This window comes from Streptantibioticus rubrisoli (assembly GCF_024436055.1).
Taxonomy (GTDB): Bacteria; Actinomycetota; Actinomycetes; order Streptomycetales; family Streptomycetaceae; genus Streptantibioticus_A; species Streptantibioticus_A rubrisoli.
Genome location: NZ_JANFNH010000002.1, coordinates 134155 through 159032 on the forward strand (window position 1 = coordinate 134155; position 24878 = coordinate 159032).

A 24878-nucleotide genomic window follows, 5' to 3' on the forward strand; every position below is an offset into this window, starting at 1 on the left:
GGCAACGGCTCACGGGAAGAGTGAGGTCGGGCACGGAGAGGAGCGCACGATGGCGGACACGCCGGAGCAGCGGGCCGCCCTCTGGCGCAACCGGTTCATCAGCCTGCTCGACCGGTCGCCGGTGCCGATAGCGATCAGCCACACCGACGGTGTGATCGCGGGCGCCAATCCCGCTTTCGCGGCGATCTGGGGGCTGCATCCGGGGCAGCTGGCCAGCCGTCAACTCATGGATCTGTTCACCCCGACCAGCGTCGGCCAACTGCGCAAACTCGACGAGGCGCTGCGGCACGGGCGCCGCTCCCGCTATCCGGTGCGGGTGCGGTGGACGGCGGGCGGCGCGAGCCATGACGGCGAGCTCGTCGTGGAGCCGGTGAGCGATCCGGAGGAGGAGTCCCCGCCACTGCTGGTGACGCTGCACCCCGACGAGGAACCGCAGGCGGCGGCGCGCCCGTCCGGGGCGGGGCCGGACGTGGTGGTCAGCGCACAGGAGTCGAGGATCCTGGCACTGGTCGCCGCGGGCAACACCACGGCGGCGGTCGCCCGGGTGGTGGGGCTCAGTGCGGACGGGGTCAACTACCACCTGAAACGGCTGTGCACCGTGCTGGGCGCCGCCAACCGTACGGCTCTCGTCGCCAGGGCGTACGTGCTGGGGCTGCTCGACCTCGGCGCCTGGCCGCCCGCGCCACCGCCCGGCGGGGGGTGAGGCCGGGCCTCGCGGGGTGCCGTGGGCTGGACACCGCGGCGCCGCGCGGGTAGTTCGCACTGCGGCAGGCTCTGTTCAGGGCGCCCCCGACGCGGATTGCTCCACCGGGACGGCGAGCGACCCGCGTGGCGCAGTCCGGCGGTGCCGAACTCACCTCGGTCCCGCCTACGCCGCAGGCGAAGCCGAAACTCCAGCCTCCGCCGAGAGCGACAGATGGCGCGCCCCCGCCCGCACCGCCCAGTAGAAGATCGCCAGCGACACAGCCGCCACGGTAAGTGAGTCGTAAGGGGCGGCAAGCCGCCCCGAGCCCTTGAACGTGCCGAGCCAGGACAGCAGCGTCAGCGCCGCCAGATACACCACCAGCCAGGCCCCGACGCGCAGTTCGGCGAGCAGCGCCGAGCCGTAACCGCCCCGCCACATGGCCAGGAACACCAGCAGCCCGGCGAGCACCAGCGGCAGCGCGAGCCGCAGGTCGTGCCACCCCGACCAGTAGACGAACTCGCTGGACACCACGAAGCTCACCGGCGCGATCCACCGCACCCCCGGCACCCAACTGGGCGCACCACCGGTCGCCCGGGTGCGGAACGCCGCCACCGCCACCGCGGAGGCCGCGTAGATCAGCAGGTACATGTCGCCCATCACGGCGACGATGTTCTGCCAGCCGCCGAACGGCAGCAGGAACACCACGATCACCGCGAGGTTCAGCGCCAGCGCCCGGTGCGGAATGCCATGGCGAGGGTTGACCCGCATGAAGAAGCGCGGCAGCAGACCGTTCTTGGCCAGCGCGTAGGTGTGCCGCGCGTCGATCGCCACGCCGACGTAGGCCGAACCGCCGGGCGACAGTACGGCGTCGGCGTACAGCAGACTGGACAGCCACTGCAGGTTGAGGATCAACGCAAGCTGCCCGAAGGGAGATTCGAAGTCCACGCCGTGCCAGCCATGGCCGAGCAGGTTCTCCGGAACACTGAAGAGGAACGCCAACTGGAGTCCCAGGTACATCAGTAGGGCCAGACCGATTCCGGCGAGCACCGAAGCGGGAATGGTGCGCCGGGGATTGCGTGCCTCGCCGGAGAAGTCCAGGGGGGCCTGGAACCCGTTGACCGAGTAGACGATGCCGCCGGTGGCCAGCGCGCTCAGGCAGGCGGCGTACCCATAGGGCGCGAAGCCGCCGTGGGCGGTGAGCCGACCGGAGTGCCAACCGGAGGCGAACAGCGCCGCTATGGTGACGATCGGCACGAGGACCTTGAACATCGACACGAGGTTGTTCAGCCGCGCGAACATCCGTACCGCGAACCAGTTCAGCGCGGTGAGCAGCACGCTCAGCGCGACCGCGAGGCCCAAACCCGACAGGGTGAGCCGGTGTCCGTGGTAGATGCCCGGCAGATAGTGCGCCGCGTACTGCATGATCGCGCTGATCTCGGCCGCAGTGCCGCCCACCGACAGCAGTGCGGACCAACCGATCAACGTGCCCACCAGCCGTCCGCTGGCGTACAGCGGCCAGCGCACCGTGCCACCGCCCTCCGGCCGCGACGCGCCGAGCTCCACCATCACCAGCGCCACCAGCCCGCACAGCACACCGGCGCCCACCCACGACAGCAGCGCGGCCGGACCGGCCGTCTGTGCCGCGTACATGGCGGCGAACAGCCAGCCGGAGCCGACGATGTTGGAGAAGCCGATCGCGGTCAGACCCCAGAACCCGAGGACGCGGCGCAACCGGTGCTCCTGTGTGGCCACGGTTGACGCATCGGCCTCGCCCATCAAGTGATCCGGCACGGAGCGGTCTCCTCCATCGTCGTTCGCGGATGGTCAAGACTGCCATGAAGCATGGCACCTGCCGGAGCACCGTCCACGATGAGGACGGCGTCCACGATGAGGACGGCGTTCACGATAGGACGGCGTTCACAATCCGGATCGACGGCCACAGTGGCGGCATACGGATCCGCCGCCCCGCCACCTTCGCGCAGTGCGGACGGTCAGGCGCCGGACGCCGGGACGGGCGTGGCCAGCCCCTCCAGCAGCGTGCGGGCCGCGCCCAGCACCAACTCGCAGATCTCGTCCGGGTCGGCGCTGGCCAGCGGCTCCTTGCCGACCACCACCCGCATCAGGCCGATGCCGAGCAGCCAGGACAGCACGAGGTCGGCCCGCAACTGACTGTCCTGCCGATCGCTGAGGGTGGCCAGCACCCGGGCGTACTCGTCCCCCAACAGCCTTCCCGTTGCGGCCACTTCGTCACTACCGCCGGTCGAGCGCAAGAACGCCTCCAGTGAGCGGTCGCCCAGCCGTCCGTCGTCGGCCAGCAGCATTCCGCGCAGCGCCGCCTCCAGCAGGCTCTCCGGCGCGGTGGCGCTCAGCTGCTCACGGCCGTTGCGTTCCAGTACCTCGCCGAACAGGGCCTTCTTCGAGCCGAAGTAGCGGAACAACAGTGCCTGGTTGACACCCGCGCGGGCCGCGATGTCCCGCACGGTGGCGCGCTCGAAGCCGCGCTCGGCGAACAGCGCGGCCGCCGCGTCCAGCAGTGCCTGCCGGGTCGCCTGGGCGTCACGTGCCCGCTTCTGCTGGATCTCGACCATCTTTGCTCCCTCCCCGAGGGTCCGTCAGAGTAGCGGCTCAACTGGACCGTTGACCGCGGCTTCCGGTGGATCTACGCTCTATGTAAGCACGTGCTTACACTTGGAGGCGCAAGGTGACCGCAGCTGACATCGAGCCCCTGACCTACCCCTTCAACGAGGCGATCGGTCTCGGGATCTCCGAGACCTACGAGCAGGCCCAAGTGACCGACGGGCTGATCCGGGTACGCATGGCGTACGGCGAACCCGCCTGGCTGGTCACGCGGTACGCGGACGCCCGGCTGGTGCTGGGTGACCGGCGGTTCAGCCGGGCCGAGGCCGTCCACCGCGATGCGCCGCGGCAGGGCGAGTTGCGGCAGGACGCCGGCATCCTCAGCATGGACCCGCCCGACCACACCCGGCTGCGGACCCTGGTGGCCAAGGCGTTCACCGTCCACCAGGTGGAGAAACTCCGGCCCGCGGTCAAGGAGTTGGCAGAGAGGTTACTTGACGAGCTGGAGGCCGCTGGGCCACCGGCGGACCTGGTCGAGGACTACGCGCTGCCGATACCCGTCGCCGTGATCTGCCGACTGCTCGGCGTGCCCACCGAGGACCGGCCGCAGTTCCGGGTGTGGAGCGACGCGGCGCTGTCCACCAGTTCGCTGACGGCCGAGGAGTCCGAGGCCAACCGCGAGAAACTGCGCGCCTACATGGGCCAGTTGATAGCACACCATCGCGTCGAACCGCAGGACGACCTGATGACCGCGCTGATCGAAGCGCGGGACGTGGGGGACCGGCTCTCCGAGCTGGAGCTGGTCGACCTGTGCGTGGGGTTGTTGGTCGCCGGTCATGAGACCACGGCCACCCAGATCCCCAACTTCGTCTACACGCTGCTGGAGCACCCCGGCGAACTGGCCCGGCTACGCGCCGACCTCAGCCTGATCCCCACCGCCGTCGAGGAGTTGATGCGGTTCGTGCCGCTGGGCAGTGGCGCGGGCTTCCCCCGGTACGCCACGGAGGACATCGAGGTCGGCGGCACCCTGGTGCGCGCGGGCGAGCCGGTGCTGGTCGCTGTGGGCGCGGCCAACCGGGACGCGCTGCGGTTCAGCGAACCGGGCAGGCTGGACATCGCCCGCCAAGGCAACCAGCACCTCGGGTTCGGGCACGGCGTGCACCACTGCCTGGGCGCACCGCTGGCCCGACTGGAGCTGCAGGAGGCGCTACGGGCCCTGATCACCCGCTTCCCGGGCCTGCGGCTGGCGGGCGACATCGAGTGGAAGACCCAGATGCTGGTTCGCGGTCCACGCAGCATGCCGGTGGGATGGTGACCCGTATGACCTGGCACATCGAGATCGACAAGCACCAGTGCATGGCCTCCGGGATGTGCGCGGGCATCGCGCCAGAGCTGTTCGCGCTGGACGACGACCACGCCCGTCCGCTGAGCCCCGACGTGCCGCCGGACGAGCGGGCGCTGGACGCCGCCGACTCCTGTCCCGCGATGGCCATCACCGTCACCGATGGGGAACAGGTCGTCGGGCCACGGCCCTGACCCGGGGCTGCGCGTCGGCGTGGTTCGAGTGACCATGGAGCCATGCTGCTGGCCGATGTCGCCCGGACCTCGCGGGAGGTGGCCCAGTCCGCCGCGCGCTCCCGCAAGGTGTCCCTGCTGGCCCAGTTGTTCCGGGCGACGGAGCCCGAACAGGCCCCGATCGTGATCACCTATCTGGCCGGGCGGCTGCCGCAGCGCCGGATCGGGGTGGGCTGGAGCACGCTGGCTGAGCCGGTACCGGCGGCGGCCGAGCCCCGGCTGGACGTGGCCGAGGTCGATGCCGCGCTCGGCCGGATCGCGGTCATCACCGGCAAGGGCGCGCAGAGCGAGCGGCGACGGCAGGTGCGGGAGCTGATGTCAGCCGCCACCGCGGACGAACAGCGCTTCCTGCTCGCCCTGATCGGCGGCGAGCTACGCCAGGGCGCCCTGGACGCGCTGGCCGTCGAGGGGCTGGCGGCGGCGGTCGACGTACCGGCACAGGAGGTGCGCCGGGCCGTGATGCTGGGTGGATCGCTGGGCGCGGTCGCCGAGGTGCTGCTGGACCGCGGCTCCGCCGCGCTGACCGACTTCCAACTGGAGGTCGGCCGCCCGGTGCTGCCGATGCTGGCGCACACCGCCAAGAGCGTGGACGAGGCGCTGGACAAGCTCGGGCCGTGCGCCATCGAGGAGAAGCTGGACGGCATCCGCATCCAGGTGCACCGGTCGGGAGAGACCGTACGGATCTACACCCGCACCCTTGATGAGATCACTGCACGGCTCCCCGAGGTGGTCGCCGCCGTCCGCCAACTGGCCGCCGATCGGCTGGTGTTGGACGGCGAGGTGATCGCGCTGGACGCGGGCGGGCGGCCCAGGCCGTTCCAGGAGACCGCAGGACGGGTCGGCTCCCGGCTCGATGTGGTGGGCGCGCGGGCCGCGTTGCCGCTCTCACCGGTCTTCTTCGACCTGCTGTCGGTAAACGGCCGCGATCTGCTGGCGTTGCCCACCGCCGACCGCCACGCCGAACTCGCCCGGCTGGTGCCCGAGCCGCTGCGGGTCCGCCGACTGGTCGCCGACGACCCGCGGGATGCCGAAGCCCGCCAGGCGGCACGGGAGTTCACCGAGGCGACGCTGGCCCGTGGCCATGAGGGGGTACTGGTCAAGGCGCTGGACGCGCCGTACCGCGCGGGTCGGCGCGGCGCCTCCTGGCTGAAGGTCAAACCGGTGCACACCCTGGACCTGGTGGTGCTGGCCGCCGAGTGGGGGCACGGGCGGCGCACCGGGAAGCTGTCCAACCTGCACCTGGGAGCGCGGCGGCCGGACGGTGGCTTCGCCATGCTGGGCAAGACCTTCAAGGGGCTGACCGACGCCATGCTGGACTGGCAGACGGACCGGCTGCGGGAGTTGGCGGTGCGCACCGAGCCCTGGGGGGTGGTGGTGCGGCCCGAACTGGTGGTGGAGATCGCCTTCGACGGGGTGCAGCGCTCCCCGCGTTATCCGGAAGGGGTGACGCTGCGGTTCGCCCGGGTACTGCGCTACCGCGAGGACAAACCGGCCGCGGAGGCGGACACCGTGCAGACGGTGCTGAGCTTGCGGACGTGAGGCTTCGGCGGGTGTGGCGTGCTTGGCGGCCTGTGGCCGGATGGTTACGGTGTGCCCATGGAGCCGGTGAGCGCGGTGCTGCTCGACATCGACGGGGTACTGACGGTGTCCTGGCAACCGCTGCCCGGCGCCGTGGACGCCGTACGGCGGCTGCGCGCGGCGCAGATCCCGCTGGCGCTGGTGACCAACACGACCTCGCGCACCCGCGCCGCCATCGCCGACACGCTCCGCGAGGCGGACTTCCCGGTCAGCGCCGAGGACATCCTCACCGCGCCCGCCGTCACCGCCCGCTATCTGGCCGACCGCCACCCCGGCGCCCGCTGCGCGCTGCTCAACAGCGGTGACATCGCGCAGGACCTGACCGCGGTCACCCTCGTCGCCGACACCGATGACACACCGCCCGACGTGGTGGTGGTCGGTGGCGCGGGGCCCGAGTTCGACTACCCGTCGCTGAACCGGGCGTTCGGCCACCTCCAGCGCGGCGCCCGACTGGTGGCGATGCACCGCAACCTGTACTGGCGCACCGCCGAAGGGCTCAGTCTGGACACCGGCGCCTTCCTGGTGGGCCTGGAACAGGCGGCCGGGGTAGAGGCGGAGGTGGTCGGCAAGCCCGCCGAGGCGTTCTTCCGCACCGCCCTGGCACATCTGGGCGTAGCACCCGGGCAGGCCCTGACCGTCGGTGACGACATCGAGTCCGATGTGCTGGCCGCCCAACGGCACGGCATCACAGGGGTGTTGGTCAAGACCGGCAAGTACCTGGCGCGCACCCATGAGAACGCCTCCGGGACCCCTGATCATGTGCTGGACTCCATCGCCGATCTGCCGGACCTGCTGGGGCTCACGGATCGCTGAGGGCGGTACGGCAAGGCGCATGCCGTACCGCCCTCAGCCCCCAGGTCACTTGGTGCCGACCACCATCGAGTCGGGACCGTCGAGGTGTTCCACCCGGCTGTCCCGGAACCCGGCCTCCGCCAGCCAGGCCCGGCAGTCGGCGCCGGTGTAGTCGAATCCGCCCTTGGTCTCCACCAGCATGTTCAGGCTCATCAGCAGCCCGAAGTCGTTCTCCCGGCGCTCGTCGTCGATGAGCGTCTCGAAGACGATGACCGCTCCGTCGGCGGGCAGCGCCTCGTACGCCTTCTTCAGCAGCATCCGCTTGGTGGGCAGGTCCCAGTCGTGCAGCACATGCCCGAACACCAGCACATCGGCGCGGGGCAGCGGATCGGCGAAGAAGTCACCGGCCCTGAACGACAGCCGTCCGGTCAGGCCCGCCGAGGTCACGTACTCCTCGAAGTGCGGGCGCACCGGCGGAAGGTCGAACCCGGTGCCGGACAGATGGGCGTGGCGCCGCAGCACCCCGGTGAGCAGTGCGCCCTCGGAACAGCCGATGTCGGCCACCGTGCGGTACTTTGGCCAGGGGAAGCGCTCGGCGATCTTGGCTATGGGGCGGGACGACAGGCTGGTCATGGCGCGTTGGAAGGTCCTGCGCTGGTCGTCGTCGGCATACATGTGGTCGAACATGTGGTTCTGCCCGGCTTCGTCGCGCTGTGGCTCGCCGGTGCGCAGCGCCTCGGTCAGCCTCGCCCACGACGGATACAACTGGTGTGTGGCCATTTCCAGCATCCCGCCGATATACTCCGGTGCGCCGCGCACCAGGAACCGTGCCGTGTCAGGGGTGTTGGCGTACCGGCCGGACGCGTCCCGGTCCAGGAAGCCGAGTGCGACCAGGGCGTCGAGGAAGTCCTGTGCGCCACGCGGATGCAGACCGGTGCGCAGGCGTAACTCCTCTCCGTCCAGCGGACGTTCGGCGAGTTCGCCGAAGACGTCCAACTCCACCGCGCTCAACAAGGTGTTGGCGTCCCAGAATCCGAGCCCCACCCGCAGGATTCGCTCCGGTGATCCGGAATCCCGGCGGCTGTCGTGGTGGGTCACCTGATTTACCATCAGTTCGGTCCCCTCTCGGAGCCGTGTGTCGTGCCGGTCGGCGCGACAGGGGCGATTCTGCTGGACGCTCATGACTGCCGCCAGACGGTCGAGCGGCCCGGGTGTCGCGTGGCCGCGGAATTTTATTTCCGACATACGGGATATTCGGCGGTAAAGTCTGGCGGCGGACACTCCATGACCACGAGATCACCGCAGTCCAGGGGCTGCGGCTCCAGGCGAAGCGGAGAGAGGATGGAGCGAAGTCGGACGCAGCGCACCGGCCACGGCCGACTCGACGGGCGAAAGGGGTGACCGGGAATGAGTACCACCGACGCGTTCCCGGCTGGCCTGGGTGGCCCCGAGAGCTCGGACGCCTCCGCCCCGCCCGGCGGACTGCTCGACGTGCTGAGCGTCGCCGCGGTGGTACTGGACGCCACCGGGCGGATCACCCTGTGGAGCCCCCAGGCGGAGAAACTGTTCGGCTACAGCGCCGAGGAGGCGCTCGGCCGGTACGCGGCGCGGCTGCTGGTGGACGAGCGGAACCGGGAGCAGATCCTCAAGCTGTTCGCCGAGGTCATGGCGGTCGGCGAGAACTGGGCCGGGGTGTTCCCCGTCCGGCACAAGGACGGCAGCACCCGTCTCGTGGAGTTCCGCAACATGCGGCTGCAGGACGCCCACCACGGCTTCTACGCGCTGGGGATCGCCACTGACCAGGCCACCTTGCGCCGGCTGGAGACCGAGCTGTCGCTGTCCGTACGGCTGGTCAGCCAGTCACCGATCGGCCTGTGCGTACTCGACACCGACCTGCGGTACGTCTCGGTCAACCCGGCGCTGGAGCGGATAGACGGCATCCCCGCCGACCAGCACATCGGCCACCGTGTCCGCGAGGTGCTGTCGTTCCTGGATGTCGACCGGATCGAGGCCTCGATGCGCCAGGTGCTGGAGAGCGGTGTGCCGCTGCTCGACCAGTTCGCCACCGGCCGCACCCCCGCCGACCCGGACAACGAACACGCCTGGTCGGTGTCGTACTACCGGCTGGAGGACCCGGCCGGGCGGGTACTGGGCCTGGCCGCCTCGGTGGTGGACATCACCGAACGGCACCGCGCGGCCACCGAAGCGGCCCAGGCCCGCGAACGGCTCACCTTGATCGCTGACGCCACCGTACGCATCGGCACCACGCTCGACCTCGACCAGACCGCCCGCGAACTGGCCGAGGTCTGCGTCCCGGCGCTGGCCGACGTGGCCGCGGTCGACGTGCTGGACTCCATCATGGACGACCGGCGCGGCAACTCCGGCACGGAGCGCGACCGACCGGCCTTCCGCGCCCTGGCCGTGGCGGCGGCCTACCCGACCGAGGCCACCAGGGCGGCCGATCCCACCGGCGACGTCGCCGCGTACGACCCGGACCGGTTGGTCACCCAGGCCGCGCGTACCGGCCGTCCGGTGCTGGTGCCCAGAGTGCGGCCGGAGGACCTGCCCCGCATCGCCCGCGATCCGGCCGCCGCCGAACTGCTGGCCCGCTGCGGGCTGCACTCCTACCTCGCGGTACCGCTGATCGCCCGAGGCGCGGTGGTCGGCGCACTGGACCTCAAACGCGCCCGCAACCCGGTGCCGTTCACCGAGGACGACGCCGTGCTGGCCAGCGAGCTGGCCGCCCGCGCCGCCGTGTGCATCGACAACGCCCGCTGGTACCAGGCACAGCGCAGGGCCGCCCTCACCCTGCAACGCGACCTGCTGCCACCGCCCCCGCCGCGCCGCCCCGGGCTTGAGGTCGCCTACCGCTACCAGCCCGCCGCGGGCACCAGCGAGGTCGGCGGCGACTGGTTCGACGTCATCCCGCTCGCCGGAGACCGCACCGCGCTCGTCGTCGGCGATGTGATGGGCAGCGGCATCAGCGCGGCGGCCACCATGGGCCAGCTGCGCACCGCGACCCGTGCGCTCGCCGAACTCAGCCTTGACCCCTCCACCCTCCTGGGCCACCTCGACCACATAGCCGACGGCCTGGGCCGCTCCACCACCTGCGTCTACGTCGTCCACGACGCGCAGCGGGCGAAGTGCAAGATCTCCAACGCGGGCCATCTGCCTCCGGTGTTGATGCGTCCCGGCCAGCCCCCTCAACTGCTGGACCTGCCCACCGGCGCTCCGCTGGGCGTCGGCGGCGTGCCCTTCGAGACCACCGTCGTGGACCTGGCTCCAGGCGACCAACTCGTGCTGTACACGGACGGGTTGGTGGAGACCCGGGACACCTCCATCGACGTCCGGCTCGGCGCCCTGCTCGATGTGCTCTCCGGCCCGCCCCGGCCGCTGGAGACCACCTGCGACGTGCTGCTGCGGGTGCTGCGCCACCCCGACGACCACGACGACGTGGCGCTGCTGATCGCCCGCTCCACCGGCGTCACCGAGCGGTGAACTCAGCCGCGCACACCCATCGCGCCGAGCAACAGCGGTAGCGAGCGGTGCAGTTCACGCTGCCAGTACGGCCAGCTGTGCGTTCCATGGCCGTAGAAGTCGGTGACCAGACGGCGGTCGCCGAGCGCGTGCAGCCGGTCGGCCAGATGGTGGCCCTCGGCCAGGAACAGCGTCTCGTACGGGCTGGTCACCCCCGGCGGGTCGAACGGCCCAGCGGTGCCGTCCCCACACGACAGGAAGACCGGCAGCCGCCGCAACGCCCCGGCCAGCACGTAGGGATCGTGCTCCGCCCAGATCGCCCGGTCGGCCACCGGGTCGCCCCACAGCGCGTACGGGTCGGCGCCCTGACCGCGCACGATGGCCAACACGTTGGCGGGCCCGCCGTGTTGGTAGAGCGGATCGGCGACCCCGCTGTAGGAGGCGGCGGCGCGGAACATCCCCGGGTGCCGGGCGGCGTAGGACAGCGCGCCGAAGCCACCCATCGACAGCCCGGCGACCGCGCGGTCGGCTCCCGCGCCGTAGGAGCGCTCCAGCAACTGCCGCAGCTCGGTGAGGTGGAAGGCCTCCCAGCGTGGCGCGCCGCCGGTGCCGTGGTTCCACCAGTCGCTGTAGAAGCCGGTCCTGCCCGCCTCCGGCATCACCACCAGCACTCGGCGCAGCGCCGGGATGCTGGCCACGTCGGTCTTCGCCGTCCAGCCGGTGTAGTCGTCGCAGCAGCCGTGCAGCAGCCACAGCGTGGGCCAACTGCGGTGCGGCCGGGGCGTCCAGCCGTCAGGGGTGAGCAGCCGGACCTTGGCGGTGGTGCCGAGGGCGGGGGAGGAGACGGTCAGATCGAGTTGCCGGGTGCTGATCCGCCGTTCGGCGACCACCCGGGCGGCAGCACGGTCGTGCGCCAGCGCGGGCGTGGCGGTCAGCGCGAGGACGGCCACGACTCCCAGCAGGGGCAGCACTCGAAGCACACGTCTCATCGCTGGTATCCGATCCCCGAGCCGAAGGCGAACAGCGTTCCGCCGCCGGACACCTGGCGAACGGTGACCGGCAGCCTACCCGTCGGCGCGGTGCCCAGCAGGCAGTTCGCCAACGCGGTCACGGAGACCGGTTGGTAGTCATAGGCAGCCAGATACGTGGTGGCGGTGGGGAAGTACGCGATGTCGTACGGTCCGCCGACCGAGGCGACCACGACCGGTTTGCCGGTGGCCAGCAACTGGCGCACCAGGCTCTGCTGGGCGGGGTCGTTCCAGGCGTTGTAGGTGGTCACCACGGTGATGTCATGGGCCTTTGCCGAGGCCACCGCGGCGTCGATGGTGTGCTGGTCCGGTGAGCCGGTCCACAGCCGGTCGGTGGCCAGCCCGTGGGCGGTCAGGTCACCCGCCAGGTTCAGCGTGGTGGCGGTCCCCCATCCGGTGACCAGGACCTTGGACCGCGGTGCCAGCGGCAGCACGCGGCGGGTGTCGCGCAGCAGTGTGATCGAGCGGCGCGCGATCCGGGCCATCACGCCGGAGGCGTGGTACGGATCGGGGGGTGGCGGCGGCAAGTGCCCTTGCAGCAGGCCCAGTTGGGTCTTCATTTGCAGGATGCGGTACACCGACTGGTCGATGCGCGCGGCGCTGATCCTGCCCGTGCGCACGGCGTCCAGCACGGTGCGCACCGCGCCCGGCAGATCCGGTGGCATCAGCAGCTCGTCGTCGCCCGCGTTGATGGCGTCCAGTACCACCTGGTCCGGGGGGATCCCGGCGAGCGCGGCGGCGCTGAGCGCATCGGTGATGACCACACCGTCGAAGTGCAGCGTGCCGCGCAACAGGCCGGTGACCACGGGCCTGGACAGGCTCGCGGGCAGGCCGGACGGATCGAGGGCGGGCGCCACGATGTGCGCGGCCATGATGGACGGCACACCGGCCGCGATGGCCGCCTGGAACGGCGGCACGTCCCTGGCCATGATCTGGGCCCGGGTCTCATGGGTGACCGCCACCCCGTTGTCCGTGTTGACCGTGGTGTCGCCGAGCCCCGGGAAGTGCTTGGCCTGTGCGCCTTCGCCGCTCGCCGCGTAGCCGCGCACCGCCGCGGCGGCGAAGCGCGCGGTCCACGCGGTGCGGTCGCCGAACGCCCGCGGCCCGTCGGCACTGTTGCGCGGGTTGGTGTTGACGTCCACCACGGGCGCGTCGTCCATGTTGACGCCCAGGGCGCGCAGTTGGGCGCCGGACACCGAGGCGGCGCGGTAGGCGGCGGCCGTGTCGAAGGTGGCGCCGATCGCCATGTTGCCCGGCGACACGGCGAGCGGTGCGCCGATCCGGTTGACGGTGCCGCCTTCCTGGTCGGTGCTGATCTGCAGCGGGACGCCGCCGGGGGTGGCGGTCGCGGCCTGCTGGAGCCCGGCGGACAGCGCGGCGATCTGGCGGGGGTCGCCCAGGTTGTCGCTCCAGGAGAAGTAGATGATGCCGCCGAGGTGGTATTCGGCCAGCAGTTGCGCGCCGTTGCCCACGTCGGCGCCGTAGAGCCGGTGGTTGGCCGCGACGTCCGCGGGGTCGGTGGTGGTGGCGGTGGAGCCGTACACCTCGGAGACGAACAGCTGGCCGACCTTCTCCGGCAGCGTCATCCGGGCCATCACCGCGTTGACCTGGCGGTCCTCGCAGGACGCGCCCGGTGCGGAGCTGAGGGTGGCCGCGAGGACGGCCAGTACGACGGCGGTGACCGCACGAACCATGTCGCCTCCCGGCGGGGGATGGTGTGCGGTATTGCACCGCGCCCCTGATGGGACGTCAACTGCTCTATCAAGCCGCGTGTTTGCCCCCTGTGAGAGCCCGCCGCGATGCCGGGTAGCCCCCACGGCGGAGCCCGGTGGTGTCAACCCCACCGCATCGTTGACCTGACCGCGTCACATCCGTACGTTGCCAGACATGCCCCTCATGAGCAGGCGCAGCCTCCTCGCCGCGAGCGCGCTCGCGACGGGAACCGCGGGCGCCGCCGCCCCGGCGCACCGCCGGGACCAGGTGGTGACCGGAGCCGACGCGCTGGCGGCACAGGGCTGGCGGGCGCTGGCCGGACGCCGGACGGGCGTGCTCACCAATCCCACCGGCGTGCTGCGCGACCTCACCCACATCGTGGACGCCATGACCGCGGCGGGCGCCCGACCGGTCGCCGCGTTCGGCCCGGAACACGGCTTCCGCGGCACCTCCCAGGCCGGTGGCTCCGAGGGCGACTACACCGATCCGCGCACCGGCATCCCGGTCTACGACGCCTACGGCGCGAGCGCGGAGCAACTGGCCGGGATGTACCGCAAGGCGGGCGTGGACACCGTGGTCTTCGACATCGCCGGTGTCGGCGCCCGCTTCTACACCTACACCTGGACGATGTACGTGGCGATGGCCGCCGCGGTGCGCACCGGCGCCGGGTTCGTCGTGCTGGACCGCCCCAACCCGATCGGCGGCCAGGCGTACGGCCCGCAACTCGACCCGCGCTTCGCGACCGGTGTCGGGCTCAAACCCGTCGTCCAGCAACCGGGCATGACCGCCGGTGAACTGGCCGGGATGTTCGACGAGTTGTTCCTGCCCGAGGACACCGGCGGCCGACGGCTGGAGCGCCTGGAGGTCGTGCCGGTGCGCGGCTACCGGCGCGACATGCTGTTCACCGACACCGGTCTGCCCTGGGTGCCGCCCAGCCCCAACATGCCCACCGGCGACACCGCGCTGCTCTACCCCGGAACGTGCATGTTCGAAGGCACCCTGTTCTCCGAAGGCCGCGGTACCACCCGGCCGTTCGAGATGATCGGCGCGCCCGGCATCGACTGGCGCTGGGCCGAGGCACTGGGCGCGCTGGGCCTGCCGGGCGTGCGGTTCCGGGAGAACTACACGGTCCCCACCTTCGACAAGTTCGCGGGCACCACTTGCGGCGGCGTCCAGGTGCACCTCACCGACCGCCGCCTGGTGGACCCCATCACCACCGCGGTGGCGATGATCGTGACCGCACGTCGGCTGTACCCCGCGGTCTTCGGCTGGCGCCCCGACCACTGGATCGACGACCTGACCGGCTCCAGCAGGCTGCGCACCATGGTCGACGCGGGCGCCCGCACCGACGAGGTGGTCGGCGCCTGGCACAACGAACTCGAAGCCTTCCGCAGGCGCCGTGAGCCGTTCCTGCTCTACCGGTAGTCCGCGCGCGTACCGAACGAGGGGAGAACCGCGCGATGTTCGCCCGCCAAGCCGCCCTGGCGGCGGTGGCACTGGCCGCCGCCGTGGGTCTGGTCGCCGGGGCCGCGCCCGCCACGACGCGCCCACCCACCGGCCGCTTCGACCAGCCGCACCGGGGTTTCGCGCCGCCGTGGACCGTACTGCGCCGCGGCACCCCCGAGCAGGCCGGGCTCGACCCCGCCCCGATCCGTACCGCACTCGCCCAGGAGGACGCCTGGACCCGGCCCGACCCGGGCACCGGGCATCCGATGTTCTCCGGCCAGGTCACGCTGCTGGCCCATGACGGGCTGGTGGTGGCCGACCACGCCAGCGGCTACGCGCTGCGCTACGCCGACCGGCAGGGCGATCCGCTCCCGGCGGACCGGCAGATCCCCATGCGCACCGACACCGTCTTCGACCTGGCGTCACTGTCGAAGCTGTTCACCTCCATCGTGGCCGTGCAGCAACTGCAGGCCGGGCGGCTCGACCTGAACGCCACCGTCGCCAGCTACCTGCCGGAGTTCGCCAGCCACGGCAAGGGTGCGATCACCATCGAGCAACTGCTCACCCACACCTCCGGCCTGCCACCCGACCCCAGCCCGCCGCTGTGGCAGTACCCCGACCTGCCCTCCCGTACCAGGGCCATCCTGGACACCACTCCGCGGAACCCACCAGGCAGCACGTACCTGTACTCCGACCTGAACATGCTCACGTTGCAGCAGGTCCTGCAGCACGTCACCGGCAGGCCGCTGGACACGCTGGTGCGAGACGGCATCACCGGCCCGCTCCGCATGCGCGACACCATGTACAACCCGCCCGCGTCGCTCAGGCCCCGCATCGCCGCCGAGGAGTACGAGCAGGGACCCGGCGAGCCGCAACGCGGGCTGGTGTGGGGGCAGGTGCACGACGAGAACGCCTGGGCGATGGGCGGGGTCGCCGGGCACGCCGGGGTGTTCTCCACGGTCGCGGACGTGGCGGTGCTGGCCCAGACCATCCTCAACGGCGGTACGTACCGCGGGCACCGGGTCCTCAGCCCCTACTGGGTACGCCAGATGCTGACCGACTTCAACGGCCGGTTCCCCGGCGACGGGCACGGGCTCGGCTTCGAACTCGACCAGCGCTGGTACATGGGCCGGTTGGACAGTGCGGCCACCGCGGGCCACACCGGCTTCACGGGCACCACGATCGTCATCGACCCCGAATCCCGTTCCATCGCACTCCAGTTCAGCAACCGTGTCCACCCCACCCGCGACTGGGGCTCCACCAACCGGGCCCGCCGCGCCGCCGCCGACTCACTCGCCGACGCGATGGCGGTGCGCGCACCGCACGGCGTACCGTCCTGGTACTCCGGCATAGGCGACTCCAGCGCCGCGACGCTTACCGTACCCATGACTTCGCGCGGCGCCGCGCTGTCCGTCCGCTACAGCACCTTCGTGGACACCGAACCCGGCGCCGACCAGGTCCCCTTGGAGTCCAGCACCGACGGCGGCACCACCTGGCAGCCGGTCCCGGTCACCGTCACCGGTCCGGGCGCGCCGCCCGGCGCCCAGGCGGCTCTGTCCGGCGGCACCCGCTCCTGGTGGCGGGCCGCCGCCCAACTCCCGGCAAAGCACGGGATGTTGAGGCTGCGCTGGCGGTACACCACGGACCCCTCCTACACCGGCCGCGGGGTGAACGTCTGCGGCGTCCGGGTGTCCGACGACCACGGCGTGCTGTTCGACGGCGACCGGGACCCGGGCGCGTTCACCGCCGACGGCTGGACGTTGGGCGGCCGCTGAGCGCACGACTCGCCCGATGCGCTGAGTCGCGTCTGACCAATCGCCATATGTGAGTCTAGGAGGGATATCGGTGGTATCGGGCCGCTGCCGTTGAGGAACGAGGAGGGTGAGCACTGGTGCGCCTGTCGGCTCGCTATACGACGTCCGCCTGTATCGCCGCCGCACTGCTCGGAGTCCAGGGGCTGCTCACCCCCTGGTCCACCGCCGCCGGTGGACCGCTGACCGTACCGCTTGACGATCCCGGGGCCACCGGCGGTTCGCCCTTCTGGGTGGATCCGCGCAACCGCGCCGACGAGCAGGCCGCGGTGTGGCAGGAGCGTGGCCGCGAGGACGACGCCGACCTGCTGCGGCGGATCGCCGACCAGCCGACGGCCACCTGGCTCGGCGAGGGGGACCCGACCGAGCGCGTCCGGCAGGTCACCATGCAGGCCCAACTCGACCGGCGCATCCCGGTGTTGGTCGCCTACAACATCCCGCACCGCGACTGCGGCCAGTACTCCGCGGGCGGCGCCGCTGACGGCGCCGCGTACCGCGCCTGGATCGACCGGCTGGCCGGCGGGATCGAGAACCGCAGGGCCTGGGTGGTGCTGGAGCCCGACGCGGTGGCCCACCTGGTCACCTGCCCCGCCAACCGGGGCGACCGCGAACGCCTCGGCCTGCTGGCGTACGGGGTGCGCACCCTCAAGTCGCTGCCGAACACCTCCGTCTACCTGGACGCCGGAAACGCGGACTGGATCCGCGACCCGAGGCAACTGGTCGACGCGCTGCGCAAGGCGGACATCAAGGAGGCCAACGGGTTCGCGCTGAACGTGTCCAACTTCCAGACCACACAGGCCAGTGAGGAGTACGGCCACCGGTTGTCGGCGCTGCTGGGCGGCGCGCACTTCGTCATCGACACCAGCCGCAACGGCGGCGGCCCGCTGGTCCGCGCCGAGCAGGCCGCGCGCAAGCAGGGGGCGCAGTCCTGGTGCAATCCGCCTGACCGGGCGCTGGGCAGCCCGCCGACCACGGTGACCGGTGACCCGCGGGTGGACGCCTACCTGTGGGTCAAGCGCCCCGGCGAGTCCGACGGCACCTGCCCCGGCGGCCCGCCCGCGGGCCAGTGGTGGCCGGACTACGCCCTCCAACTGGCCCGCAGATCAGGTAACTGGCCGAACCTCACCGAACATGGATCCAGCGGGCCAGCGAAGGAGTCCCGCGCTGGTCGGTGAGGAACAGCATGTACCAGCCGGACGGCACCAGCGACGTATCCCGCGGCACCGTGACGGTGACCGAACGGCCGTGCCGCGCCAGGTCCAGGGCGATCGAGCGCTGTTCCACGTCGGTGACATGGGTGACGGCGCTCGGCCGCATCAGTCGCGCGGCGCGCACCACCCCGGCCGAGCCGCTGTGGAACGTCACCGACTCGCCCCGGTCCACCTCCACCGGGCCGGAGCCCAACTCCGGTCTGGCGCGCCCGTACAGGTACGGCGGGCTGTAGACCTCGATGCGCTGCTCGAAGGGGGCGTCCTCGGTGTTGGCCTTGTCCGCGAACAGCGGGTTGGAGCCGAACACGGCGATCCGCCCGTCCGGCAGCAGCAGTGCCTCGGAGTGGTAGTCCCGGCCGACGGTCGGTGCGGCGGCCGGGCGGAACGTGCCGTGGGCCGGGTCGTAGAACTGCGCCCGGAGGATGTCGCTGGCCTCCTTGCCCCGGTAGTCCAGCGAACCACCGGAGGTGAACACCGAGTCGTCCGGGGTGAGCACCGCGTTCAGGTAGCGGGTGCCCTGCGGCAGGTCGGGGCCGTCCTGGTAGCGCGGGTTGCGTTGGGCGAGGTCCACGACCGCGGTGCGCGCGGTCGACTGGTGCGACTCGCCCACCCCGCCACCGCCGAGGATCATCACCGACTGCCGCTGGGCCGCAGGCAGCAGTACGGACGCGGAGGTCTCCGTCTGGTCGGGGTCGTGCAGTCCGGGCACCGGGGTGAAGGTGTTGGCGCGCGGATCCCACAGGCCCGGGGTGCGGCCGCGGTCGGCCGGGCCGTAACCGGCGTTGGAACCGGAGCAGAACAGCTTGCCGCCCTTGGTGAGGAACAGCGCCGGATAGGTGGGGAAGTAGTGGTTGGGCCCCGGGGACCACCTACGGGTGGCCGGGTCGAAGACCTCGTTCTTGCCGGGGATGATCTGGCCCATGTCGTCCAGCCCGGACACCGCGAGCACCCTGCTGTCCGCGAGCGTGACCAGCGTCGGGTACCACCGCGCCTGGGACATCGAGGCGACCTGGACGTAGCGTTCGGCGACCGGGTCGAAGACGTACGACTCCCGCAGCCCCTGGAAGTCCTTCTTGTCCAGCCCGAGTTTGGTGGCGAGACCGTAGTGGTTGCGCGCGTCGGCGCCCTTGAGGCCGACGATGCGGTACTGGTCGGCGGTGTTCGGGATGCCCGCCTCGCCGTCGCGCGGCGACTCGACGTAGACCCGTGCCTCGCTCGCGGTCACCGTGACCTTCCTGGCCGGGCCGGAGCCGGTCACCGTCTTCCTGGCCGCCGGTACGGTGACCGGGAGTTGGGAGGCGTACTCCTTGCCGGTGGAGCCGCGGAAGACGGTGCCCCTGGGGAACGTCATCGGGCGGTCCGGGCTCTCGTTCTTGACCACCATCGCGCCACGGCCCGCTTGACGTCGCCCTGGAGCTTCTCGTAACGGGCGGTGCCGCCCGCCACCAGCAGTTGCCCGTCGGGGGAGTTGGGCGTGGCCGCCGCAGAACATGTCCTTCGGGGTGGGGACCTCCTTGAAGGTGTTGTTCGCCGGGTCCCACAGCACGCTTTTGAACGTGCCCGCCCGGAAGTTCCTCACGTTGTTCCCCGATCCGGCGATCAGCAGCACCTTGCCGGTGTGCAGCAAGGCGGCGTGGATCGAGTTGATCCGGTACTGCCTGGGCACGTCGACCAGGTCCCAGTGGCCGTACGCCGCCACACCGATCGCGGTCTTGCGGGTCTGCGGGCTGGGTCGGTACCTCACAGGATGTGTTCCTTTGACTGGTGCGTTGGGTCTAGCTGGTGTGCTGTGCGACGGGGCGGTGCGCCTGGCGGCCCGGTGCCCGGGACCGCTGCCGCGCGATCGTGGTCCGCCACACCAGCACCGGCGCGAGGGCGGTCAGCAGGGCGAGCGCCGCCCAGGTGCGCATCGCCACATGGGTGTGACCGAGGAGGAACGAGGCGGCCAGCGAGCCGCCGAAGACCGCCACCCATCCCAGGTGGGTGGCGAAGGTGGCGAGCCGGTCCGGGCTGGCCGAGTCGCCCTTGACGGTGACCACGAAGCCCGCCTTGCGCCGCAGCAGCGCGCCGACCAGCGATCTGGCGTACAGCGGCGCGGACAGCGCGGACATCACCATGCCCGCCGCGCCCGAGGAGCCCTCCGGCTCGTGCGGGCTGACGTTGTGCCGCCGGTTCCACAGGTACAGCCCGATCTGCAGTGCCGCGGCGTCGCTGTAGCCTCATCCACACCTGCGACTCGATGTGGATCCCGGAGGCGCCCAGCACCAGGAACAGCACACAGGAGACGCCGCCGAGGATCCAGTTGAGCGCCGACATCGGATAGAAGCTCACCAGCAGCGAGTAGTTGAGCAGTCGGCCGGGGGAGAGCGAAAAGGGGGTCTTCCAGAACTGCCGCAGCAGCGTCTCGTAGGTGCCCCGGCTCCAACGCAGTTGCTGGTTGAAGAAGTCGGTCCAGGACGACGGCCCTTCACCGACGGCGAGCACGTCCGGGGTGTAGACCGAGCACCACCGGTTGCCGGTGCGCGGATTGCGCCTGCGGTGGATCTCCCAGCCGGTGGCCATGTCCTCGGTGATGGAGTCGTACAGCCCGCCGACCTGCCGCAGCGCGCTGACGCGAACGCAGTTGTTGGTGCCCACGAACATCGGTGCCCGGTAGGCGTTTCCCGCGCGTTGGATGAGCGCGTGGAAGAGGAACTGCTGGCTCTCCGACGCCTTGGTCACCGCGGTGTCACAGTTGCCGTACACCTGCGGGCCGACGACGAACGCCACGTCGGGGTCCCGGAAGTAGCCCAGCATCCGCTCCAGGAACTCCGGAACGGGCACGTGGTCGGTGTCCACGCACGCCATGAAGTCGTAGTCTTCGCCGTGCTCGCTCAGCCAGGAGTTGTAGTTGCCGTGCTTGGTCCTGGCCCGGAAGGGACCGGTGGGCTGGTTCCACTTCTCCACGCCCTTGCGGGAGAAGTGGCGTACCCCCAACTCAGCGCACAACTGGCGGACTTCGCGAACGTCTCCCTCGTCCAGCAGCCACACGTCCAGCGGGCCGTCATGACGCAGCCTGACGGCGCCCTGCAGTGTGGCGCGGACCATCTCCAGCGGCTCCTTGCCTGGGACGAAGCTGGTCAGGAACGCCACTCGGGTGCCCGGCTCGGGCCGGACTGGGACCGGGTCGCGGGCGACCAGCGTGGCGTGCGCGTTGGAGAGCACGTTGATCACGCGGAAGGTCTCGATCAGCCCGATGGAGACCAGCATCACCGTGTCCAGTACCGTCTCCCAGCCGGGTACATAGCGCCGGTGCACCCAGTGCTCCGGCTGCATCAGCCAGATCAGCGGGAGCAGTGAGACGACCGGCGCCGCCCCCAGCAGCAGGGCGGTGCGCACCCGGTGCCCTTCGGCGGCGAGCAGGCTGCGGTAGCGCACCCGGTACGTGCCGTCCGGGCCCGGATCGGGTTCGGTGAGTGGCCCGGCGAGTTGGGCGAAGCGTTCGTAGTCGTACGTGGCGGAGCGCCGTGCCCCTGGTCTGCTGGCGGTCCGCGTGCTGGGCTCGCCGCTCGGTGAGCGAGGTCCCGGCGCGACGGCCGGGACCGGCAAGCGGGTGTTGGTAGCCGTACGATCGGTCGTCTGCCGGTCACTGTCCTGCGAAATCGTCACAGCATCCCCGTACGCATAGCGAAGACTGACGCCCCCAAAGACGAGAATCGCCCAGTGCGAGGTGCGTGGCGATGGACAGCAGCCACAGCAGTGATGAAAGACGGGCCCCGAGCAAGCTCGGCGGCCGGATGGCGGCTGCCATCGAACTACCCAGCGAAGGACGGGAGTTGGGCCGCTTCAGGGCGGGGTGGGCATCGGGCCGCGGAGGGCGTCTGCCCGGTGCCGATCAGTACCCGCCGAGCAGGGTGCGCACCGCGCGCAGTGCGTCCGGTCCCGCGGCGCTGTGCCAGCGGCTGGCGTCCGCCGGGCGGCGTCCCCACAGCAGTAGTACCCGGGTGGCCGCGTCGCTTTCGATGGTGGCCGGACCCTCGGGAGGGGCGAAGCCGATGCCCGTGCCGTTGGCGTCGGAGGTGACCACCACGTCGTCGGTACCCGCAACGCGCAGGCGCCCCTCGATCCTGTCCCCGGGGCCCAGGTCCAAACCGGCCAAGCCGCGGGCCAGAAGGGGACGGCCGACCAGGGTCACGCTGTGCTCCGTCATCCAGGGCTGGTTGAGCGCGTCCGTGGCGGTGCGGTCGTCACCCGTCAGATCCCAGCGGTGCAGCACCAGTTCCTCGCGCATGTGCTCCGCGAAGAACGGGACGTTCACCGTCCGGCCGGTCCATGTCACTTCGGTGGCCTGCGGCAGATCACGCTCGGCTGCCGCGCAGATCTCGCAGAGCTCTTCGCAGCGCGCGACGAACGCGGACCACAACTCCGAATCCGGCATGGCCCGGTAGGGGGATTCGCGATGGAAGCCACGGGTCCCGACCGGCTCGCCCGCGAGGTGGGCACCGAGCACCCTGGCAAGTTCCTCGGCGTTGCCGGTCTGGTGGATGACGATGTCGCGAACCGTCCACGCCTCGCACCAGGTGCCGTCGTCGGGCCTGCGGGCCTGCGCGGCATGCACGAAGGCCTCCAGCTCGGGAAGCGTCTCAGCGACGCGCGCCGGGATCATGGACGAGGCGTATCCGCGCGACGGCGGCGGCAAACCGCTGGGCACCCGTATGCGGGACGCCGGGGAACCGCGGCGCGGATCTCACTCGCCGCGCCCCGCGGTCCCCAGCATCGCCCGCGTGTGACGGATGAGCGCCCGGGCCGCCGGGCTGATGGGGCCCGTGGTGCGCCAGGACAGGGCCAGTCGGCCGTGGAGTTCGGGGTGGGTGATGCGGATGGCGTGCAGGTGGGCGGCGCGGGCGGTGGCCAGGGAGTTGGGGAGGACGGCCACGCCCAGGCCCCTGGCGGCGAGTTGGGCCAGGACCTGCGGGTCGCTGGCCTCGAAGGCGATGCGGGGCTGGAAGCCCGCCGCCGTGCATGCCTCGTCAAGGCGGGAGCGCAGGCCGGTGCCCGGGGGAAGGCTGATCAGCGGCAGGTCCCGTAGACCGGTCACCGGGATGGCGCGCCGTGCGGCCAGGTCGTGGTCGTGGCTGACGGCGGCGACGAGCAACTCGTCGGCGACGACCTGGGTTTCGACGCCCTGCGGAGTCGTGGAACCCAGGCCGATGAACGCGATGTCGAGCCGTCCGGCGAGCAGTGACTCGACCAGCCGGTCGGAGTTCGCCTCGCAGAGGGTGATCTCCACGTCCGGATGCCGCTGGTGGAACCCGGCCAGCAGGTCCGGCAGGTCCAGCGCCGCGCTGGAGGCCACCACCCCCACCGCGACGCGCCCGCGCACCAGCCCGGTGAGTTCGTCAACGGCCAGCCGCACCCCGGCCACCGCGTCCAACGCGGCCCGGGCGTACGGCAGTACGGCCGCGCCGACCTCGGTGAGCCGGACGGTGCGGCCCGAGCGGTCGAACAGCTCCTGGCCGAGCTCCCGCTCCAGTCGGCGGATCTGCGCGCTCACCCCCGGCTGAGCGACATGGACCCTGGCGGCGGCCCTGGTGAAGCCCGCCTCCTCCGCGACGGCCACGAAGTATTCCAACTGCCGAAGTTCCATAACTGCTCATTCTAACAATCAGTTGATCTAGATCTTGGACTTCTGATCGCGCGGCGCGCAGAGTGGTTCCAGAAGGGAGGGCCACCATGGACAAGCCCCACACCCCGCACGTTCTCGTGGTGGGAGCCGGGATCGGCGGGCTGACCGCCGCGCTGAGCCTGCACGCCGCCGGAATCCGGACGACCGTGATCGAAAGCGCGCGGGAGATCCGGTCCCTCGGGGTCGGGATCAACCTCCAGCCGCACGCGGTAAGGGAGTTGACGGAACTCGGCCTCGACGACCAGCTCGCCGCCACCGCCATCGCCACCGCGGAGACCGTCTACGTCGACCGGTTCGGCACCCGGATATTCACCGAACCGCGCGGCCGCGAGCGCGGATACCACTGGCCGCAGTACTCGGTGCACCGTGGTGAGCTGCAGGCGCTGCTGCTGTCCGCGGTACGCGACCGGCTCGGCCCGGACGCGGTGCGCACCGGAACGCGGCTTGAGGACTTCGTACGGACCCCGGACGCGGTGGCCGCGCGGGCGGTCGACCGGGCGACCGGACGACGTGTCGAGCTGACGGCGGACGTACTGGTCGGCGCGGACGGGGTCAACTCGGTAGTGCGCGCCCGGTCGCACCCGGGCGAAGGGCCGCTGCTGTGGTCCGGGGTCCGGATGTGGCGCGGGGTGACCGAGGCGGAGCCGATGCTCACCGGGCGTTCGATGGTGATCGCGCACGACGAGCGGGGCGTGCAGTTCCTCGCCTACCCGATATCCCGGCGCGCCGCCGAACAGGGCCGGGCGCTGCTCAACTGGGTGGCCATGGTCCAGGTCGCCGACCCCGGCCCGCTGCCGGAGAGCGCGGGCTGGAACCGTGCGGTGCCCGCCGCCGACGTACTGCCGCACTTCGCCGACTGGACGTGCGACTGGTTCGACGTGCCCGGCCTGATCCGGGCAAGCGCCGGGATCCTGGAGTACCCCATGGTCGACCGGGACCCGCTCCCGGCCTGGGGCCGGGGCCGGGTGACACTGCTGGGCGACGCGGCCCACCCGATGTATCCGGTGGGCGCCAACGGCGCATCCCAGGCCATCGTCGACGCCCGCGTCCTGGCCTACGAACTCGCCACCAGCCACGAGCCGTTGACCGCGCTCACCCGCTACGAGCGGTCCCGTCGCCCGACCACCGACGCCGTCGTGCTCGCCAACCGGCGGATGCACCAGGCCGGTAGGGCGGCGGCCACCCGCAGCACAGGGGAGCTGACCCGCTCCGGCATGCTGGGCACGATCACCGACACCTACCGCGACACCACCGGCGCTGACGTCGCCGCGCTCAACGACCGCGCCTCGCTGACCCCGACACGACACTGAGGAGTACCGG

General features: G+C 71.3%; 18 protein-coding genes and 1 pseudogene. 10 read left to right on the forward strand and 9 right to left on the reverse strand.

The genetic code is table 11. The features are described 5' to 3' along the window. Nucleotides 1–49 precede the first annotated feature (49 nt). On the forward strand, nucleotides 50–703 hold the full coding sequence (locus NON19_RS03935) for a helix-turn-helix transcriptional regulator (RefSeq protein ID WP_255925153.1): 654 nt from the start codon (nucleotides 50–52) through the stop codon (nucleotides 701–703). A gap of 165 nt (nucleotides 704–868) precedes the next feature. Here NON19_RS03935 and NON19_RS03940 read toward each other — a convergent pair whose 3' ends face one another. Next, entirely contained in the window at nucleotides 869–2461 is a 1593-nt protein-coding gene (locus tag NON19_RS03940; protein WP_255925367.1) for an APC family permease, read from the reverse strand. Between the two features lie 215 nt (nucleotides 2462–2676). Continuing rightward, nucleotides 2677–3273 carry a TetR/AcrR family transcriptional regulator gene (locus NON19_RS03945; protein WP_255925154.1) on the reverse strand — a complete coding sequence of 199 codons (597 nt, stop codon included), beginning with the start codon at nucleotides 3271–3273 and terminating at the stop codon, nucleotides 2677–2679. Between the two features lie 113 nt (nucleotides 3274–3386). Here NON19_RS03945 and NON19_RS03950 point away from each other — a divergent pair, with 113 nt between their 5' ends. From NON19_RS03950 to NON19_RS03965, 4 genes are read left to right on the forward strand one after another with little or no spacing between them, the layout of a single operon-like run. Continuing rightward, nucleotides 3387–4577: a cytochrome P450 gene (locus NON19_RS03950; RefSeq protein ID WP_255925156.1), complete on the forward strand. Its 1191-nt coding sequence runs from the start codon at nucleotides 3387–3389 to the stop codon at nucleotides 4575–4577. A gap of 5 nt (nucleotides 4578–4582) precedes the next feature. Further along, the gene (locus tag NON19_RS03955; protein ID WP_255925157.1) at nucleotides 4583–4798 is read left to right on the forward strand and encodes a ferredoxin; all 216 of its coding nucleotides are present in this window, start codon (nucleotides 4583–4585) and stop codon (nucleotides 4796–4798) included. 42 nt (nucleotides 4799–4840) lie between these two features. After that, nucleotides 4841–6376: an ATP-dependent DNA ligase gene (locus NON19_RS03960; protein WP_255925158.1), complete on the forward strand. Its 1536-nt coding sequence runs from the start codon at nucleotides 4841–4843 to the stop codon at nucleotides 6374–6376. A gap of 57 nt (nucleotides 6377–6433) precedes the next feature. Next, the gene (locus NON19_RS03965) at nucleotides 6434–7228 is read left to right on the forward strand and encodes a TIGR01458 family HAD-type hydrolase (protein ID WP_255925159.1); all 795 of its coding nucleotides are present in this window, start codon (nucleotides 6434–6436) and stop codon (nucleotides 7226–7228) included. Between the two features lie 45 nt (nucleotides 7229–7273). On the opposite strand, the gene NON19_RS03970 is transcribed toward NON19_RS03965, so the two are convergent. Continuing rightward, nucleotides 7274–8305, reverse strand: a complete 1032-nt coding sequence (locus NON19_RS03970; protein ID WP_255925160.1) for a methyltransferase — start codon at nucleotides 8303–8305, stop codon at nucleotides 7274–7276. 309 nt (nucleotides 8306–8614) lie between these two features. Here NON19_RS03970 and NON19_RS03975 point away from each other — a divergent pair, with 309 nt between their 5' ends. Beyond that, a complete protein-coding gene (locus NON19_RS03975) occupies nucleotides 8615–10705 on the forward strand; it encodes a SpoIIE family protein phosphatase (protein ID WP_255925161.1) in 2091 nt (696 codons plus the stop codon). A gap of 2 nt (nucleotides 10706–10707) precedes the next feature. On the opposite strand, the gene NON19_RS03980 is transcribed toward NON19_RS03975, so the two are convergent. Together NON19_RS03980 and NON19_RS03985 are read right to left on the reverse strand one after the other, a co-directional pair. Beyond that, nucleotides 10708–11673, reverse strand: coding sequence for an alpha/beta hydrolase (locus NON19_RS03980; protein ID WP_255925162.1), 966 nt, complete (start codon nucleotides 11671–11673; stop codon nucleotides 10708–10710). Next, complete coding sequence (locus NON19_RS03985) at nucleotides 11670–13406, reverse strand: glycoside hydrolase family 3 protein (protein WP_255925163.1); 1737 nt, start codon at nucleotides 13404–13406, stop codon at nucleotides 11670–11672. The genes NON19_RS03980 and NON19_RS03985 overlap by 4 nt, the downstream gene beginning before the upstream one ends. A gap of 202 nt (nucleotides 13407–13608) precedes the next feature. Between NON19_RS03985 and NON19_RS03990 the strand changes: the two genes are divergently transcribed. The 3 genes from NON19_RS03990 (at nucleotide 13609) to NON19_RS04000 (ending at nucleotide 17857) form a co-directional block, all read left to right on the forward strand. After that, the gene (locus tag NON19_RS03990) at nucleotides 13609–14850 is read left to right on the forward strand and encodes an exo-beta-N-acetylmuramidase NamZ family protein (RefSeq protein ID WP_255925164.1); all 1242 of its coding nucleotides are present in this window, start codon (nucleotides 13609–13611) and stop codon (nucleotides 14848–14850) included. Between the two features lie 35 nt (nucleotides 14851–14885). Beyond that, nucleotides 14886–16646: a serine hydrolase domain-containing protein gene (locus NON19_RS03995; protein WP_255925165.1), complete on the forward strand. Its 1761-nt coding sequence runs from the start codon at nucleotides 14886–14888 to the stop codon at nucleotides 16644–16646. Between the two features lie 122 nt (nucleotides 16647–16768). Beyond that, entirely contained in the window at nucleotides 16769–17857 is a 1089-nt protein-coding gene (locus NON19_RS04000; protein ID WP_372513993.1) for a glycoside hydrolase family 6 protein, read from the forward strand. Here NON19_RS04000 and glxA read toward each other — a convergent pair. The 4 genes and pseudogenes from glxA to NON19_RS04020 all read right to left on the reverse strand — a co-directional run bounded on the left by glxA (nucleotide 17805) and on the right by NON19_RS04020 (nucleotide 23519). Beyond that, on the reverse strand, nucleotides 17805–19637 hold the full coding sequence (glxA, locus tag NON19_RS04005; RefSeq protein ID WP_504979125.1) for a radical copper oxidase GlxA: 1833 nt from the start codon (nucleotides 19635–19637) through the stop codon (nucleotides 17805–17807). The genes NON19_RS04000 and glxA overlap by 53 nt on opposite strands. Nucleotides 19638–19668: 31 nt before the next feature. Beyond that, nucleotides 19669–21541 (reverse strand): annotated as a pseudogene (locus tag NON19_RS04010) (glycosyltransferase family 2 protein). A gap of 226 nt (nucleotides 21542–21767) precedes the next feature. Beyond that, on the reverse strand, nucleotides 21768–22538 hold the full coding sequence (locus NON19_RS04015; RefSeq protein WP_255925167.1) for a maleylpyruvate isomerase N-terminal domain-containing protein: 771 nt from the start codon (nucleotides 22536–22538) through the stop codon (nucleotides 21768–21770). Nucleotides 22539–22619: 81 nt separating this feature from the next. Beyond that, nucleotides 22620–23519, reverse strand: a complete 900-nt coding sequence (locus NON19_RS04020) for a LysR family transcriptional regulator (protein ID WP_255925169.1) — start codon at nucleotides 23517–23519, stop codon at nucleotides 22620–22622. An 86-nt stretch (nucleotides 23520–23605) separates the two neighbouring features. Here NON19_RS04020 and NON19_RS04025 point away from each other — a divergent pair, with 86 nt between their 5' ends. Next, the gene (locus NON19_RS04025) at nucleotides 23606–24868 is read left to right on the forward strand and encodes a flavin-dependent oxidoreductase (RefSeq protein ID WP_255925171.1); all 1263 of its coding nucleotides are present in this window, start codon (nucleotides 23606–23608) and stop codon (nucleotides 24866–24868) included. The last annotated feature ends 10 nt before the right edge of the window (nucleotides 24869–24878 follow it).

Bases quoted from the DNA above. Each gene is read 5' to 3' on its own strand.
- NON19_RS03975 (WP_255925161.1), top strand. From the start codon at position 8,615: ATGAGTACCACCGACGCGTTCCCGGCTGGCCTGGGTGGCCCCGAGAGC.
- NON19_RS04015 (WP_255925167.1), bottom strand. From the start codon at position 22,538: ATGATCCCGGCGCGCGTCGCTGAGACGCTTCCCGAGCTGGAGGCCTTC.
- NON19_RS03990 (WP_255925164.1), top strand. From the start codon at position 13,609: ATGAGCAGGCGCAGCCTCCTCGCCGCGAGCGCGCTCGCGACGGGAACC.
- NON19_RS04025 (WP_255925171.1), top strand. From the start codon at position 23,606: ATGGACAAGCCCCACACCCCGCACGTTCTCGTGGTGGGAGCCGGGATC.
- NON19_RS03945 (WP_255925154.1), bottom strand. From the start codon at position 3,273: ATGGTCGAGATCCAGCAGAAGCGGGCACGTGACGCCCAGGCGACCCGG.
- NON19_RS03980 (WP_255925162.1), bottom strand. From the start codon at position 11,673: ATGAGACGTGTGCTTCGAGTGCTGCCCCTGCTGGGAGTCGTGGCCGTC.
- NON19_RS03940 (WP_255925367.1), bottom strand. From the start codon at position 2,461: ATGGGCGAGGCCGATGCGTCAACCGTGGCCACACAGGAGCACCGGTTG.
- NON19_RS03935 (WP_255925153.1), top strand. From the start codon at position 50: ATGGCGGACACGCCGGAGCAGCGGGCCGCCCTCTGGCGCAACCGGTTC.
- NON19_RS04020 (WP_255925169.1), bottom strand. From the start codon at position 23,519: ATGGAACTTCGGCAGTTGGAATACTTCGTGGCCGTCGCGGAGGAGGCG.
- NON19_RS03985 (WP_255925163.1), bottom strand. From the start codon at position 13,406: ATGGTTCGTGCGGTCACCGCCGTCGTACTGGCCGTCCTCGCGGCCACC.
- NON19_RS03965 (WP_255925159.1), top strand. From the start codon at position 6,434: ATGGAGCCGGTGAGCGCGGTGCTGCTCGACATCGACGGGGTACTGACG.
- NON19_RS03960 (WP_255925158.1), top strand. From the start codon at position 4,841: ATGCTGCTGGCCGATGTCGCCCGGACCTCGCGGGAGGTGGCCCAGTCC.
- NON19_RS03995 (WP_255925165.1), top strand. From the start codon at position 14,886: ATGTTCGCCCGCCAAGCCGCCCTGGCGGCGGTGGCACTGGCCGCCGCC.
- NON19_RS03955 (WP_255925157.1), top strand. From the start codon at position 4,583: ATGACCTGGCACATCGAGATCGACAAGCACCAGTGCATGGCCTCCGGG.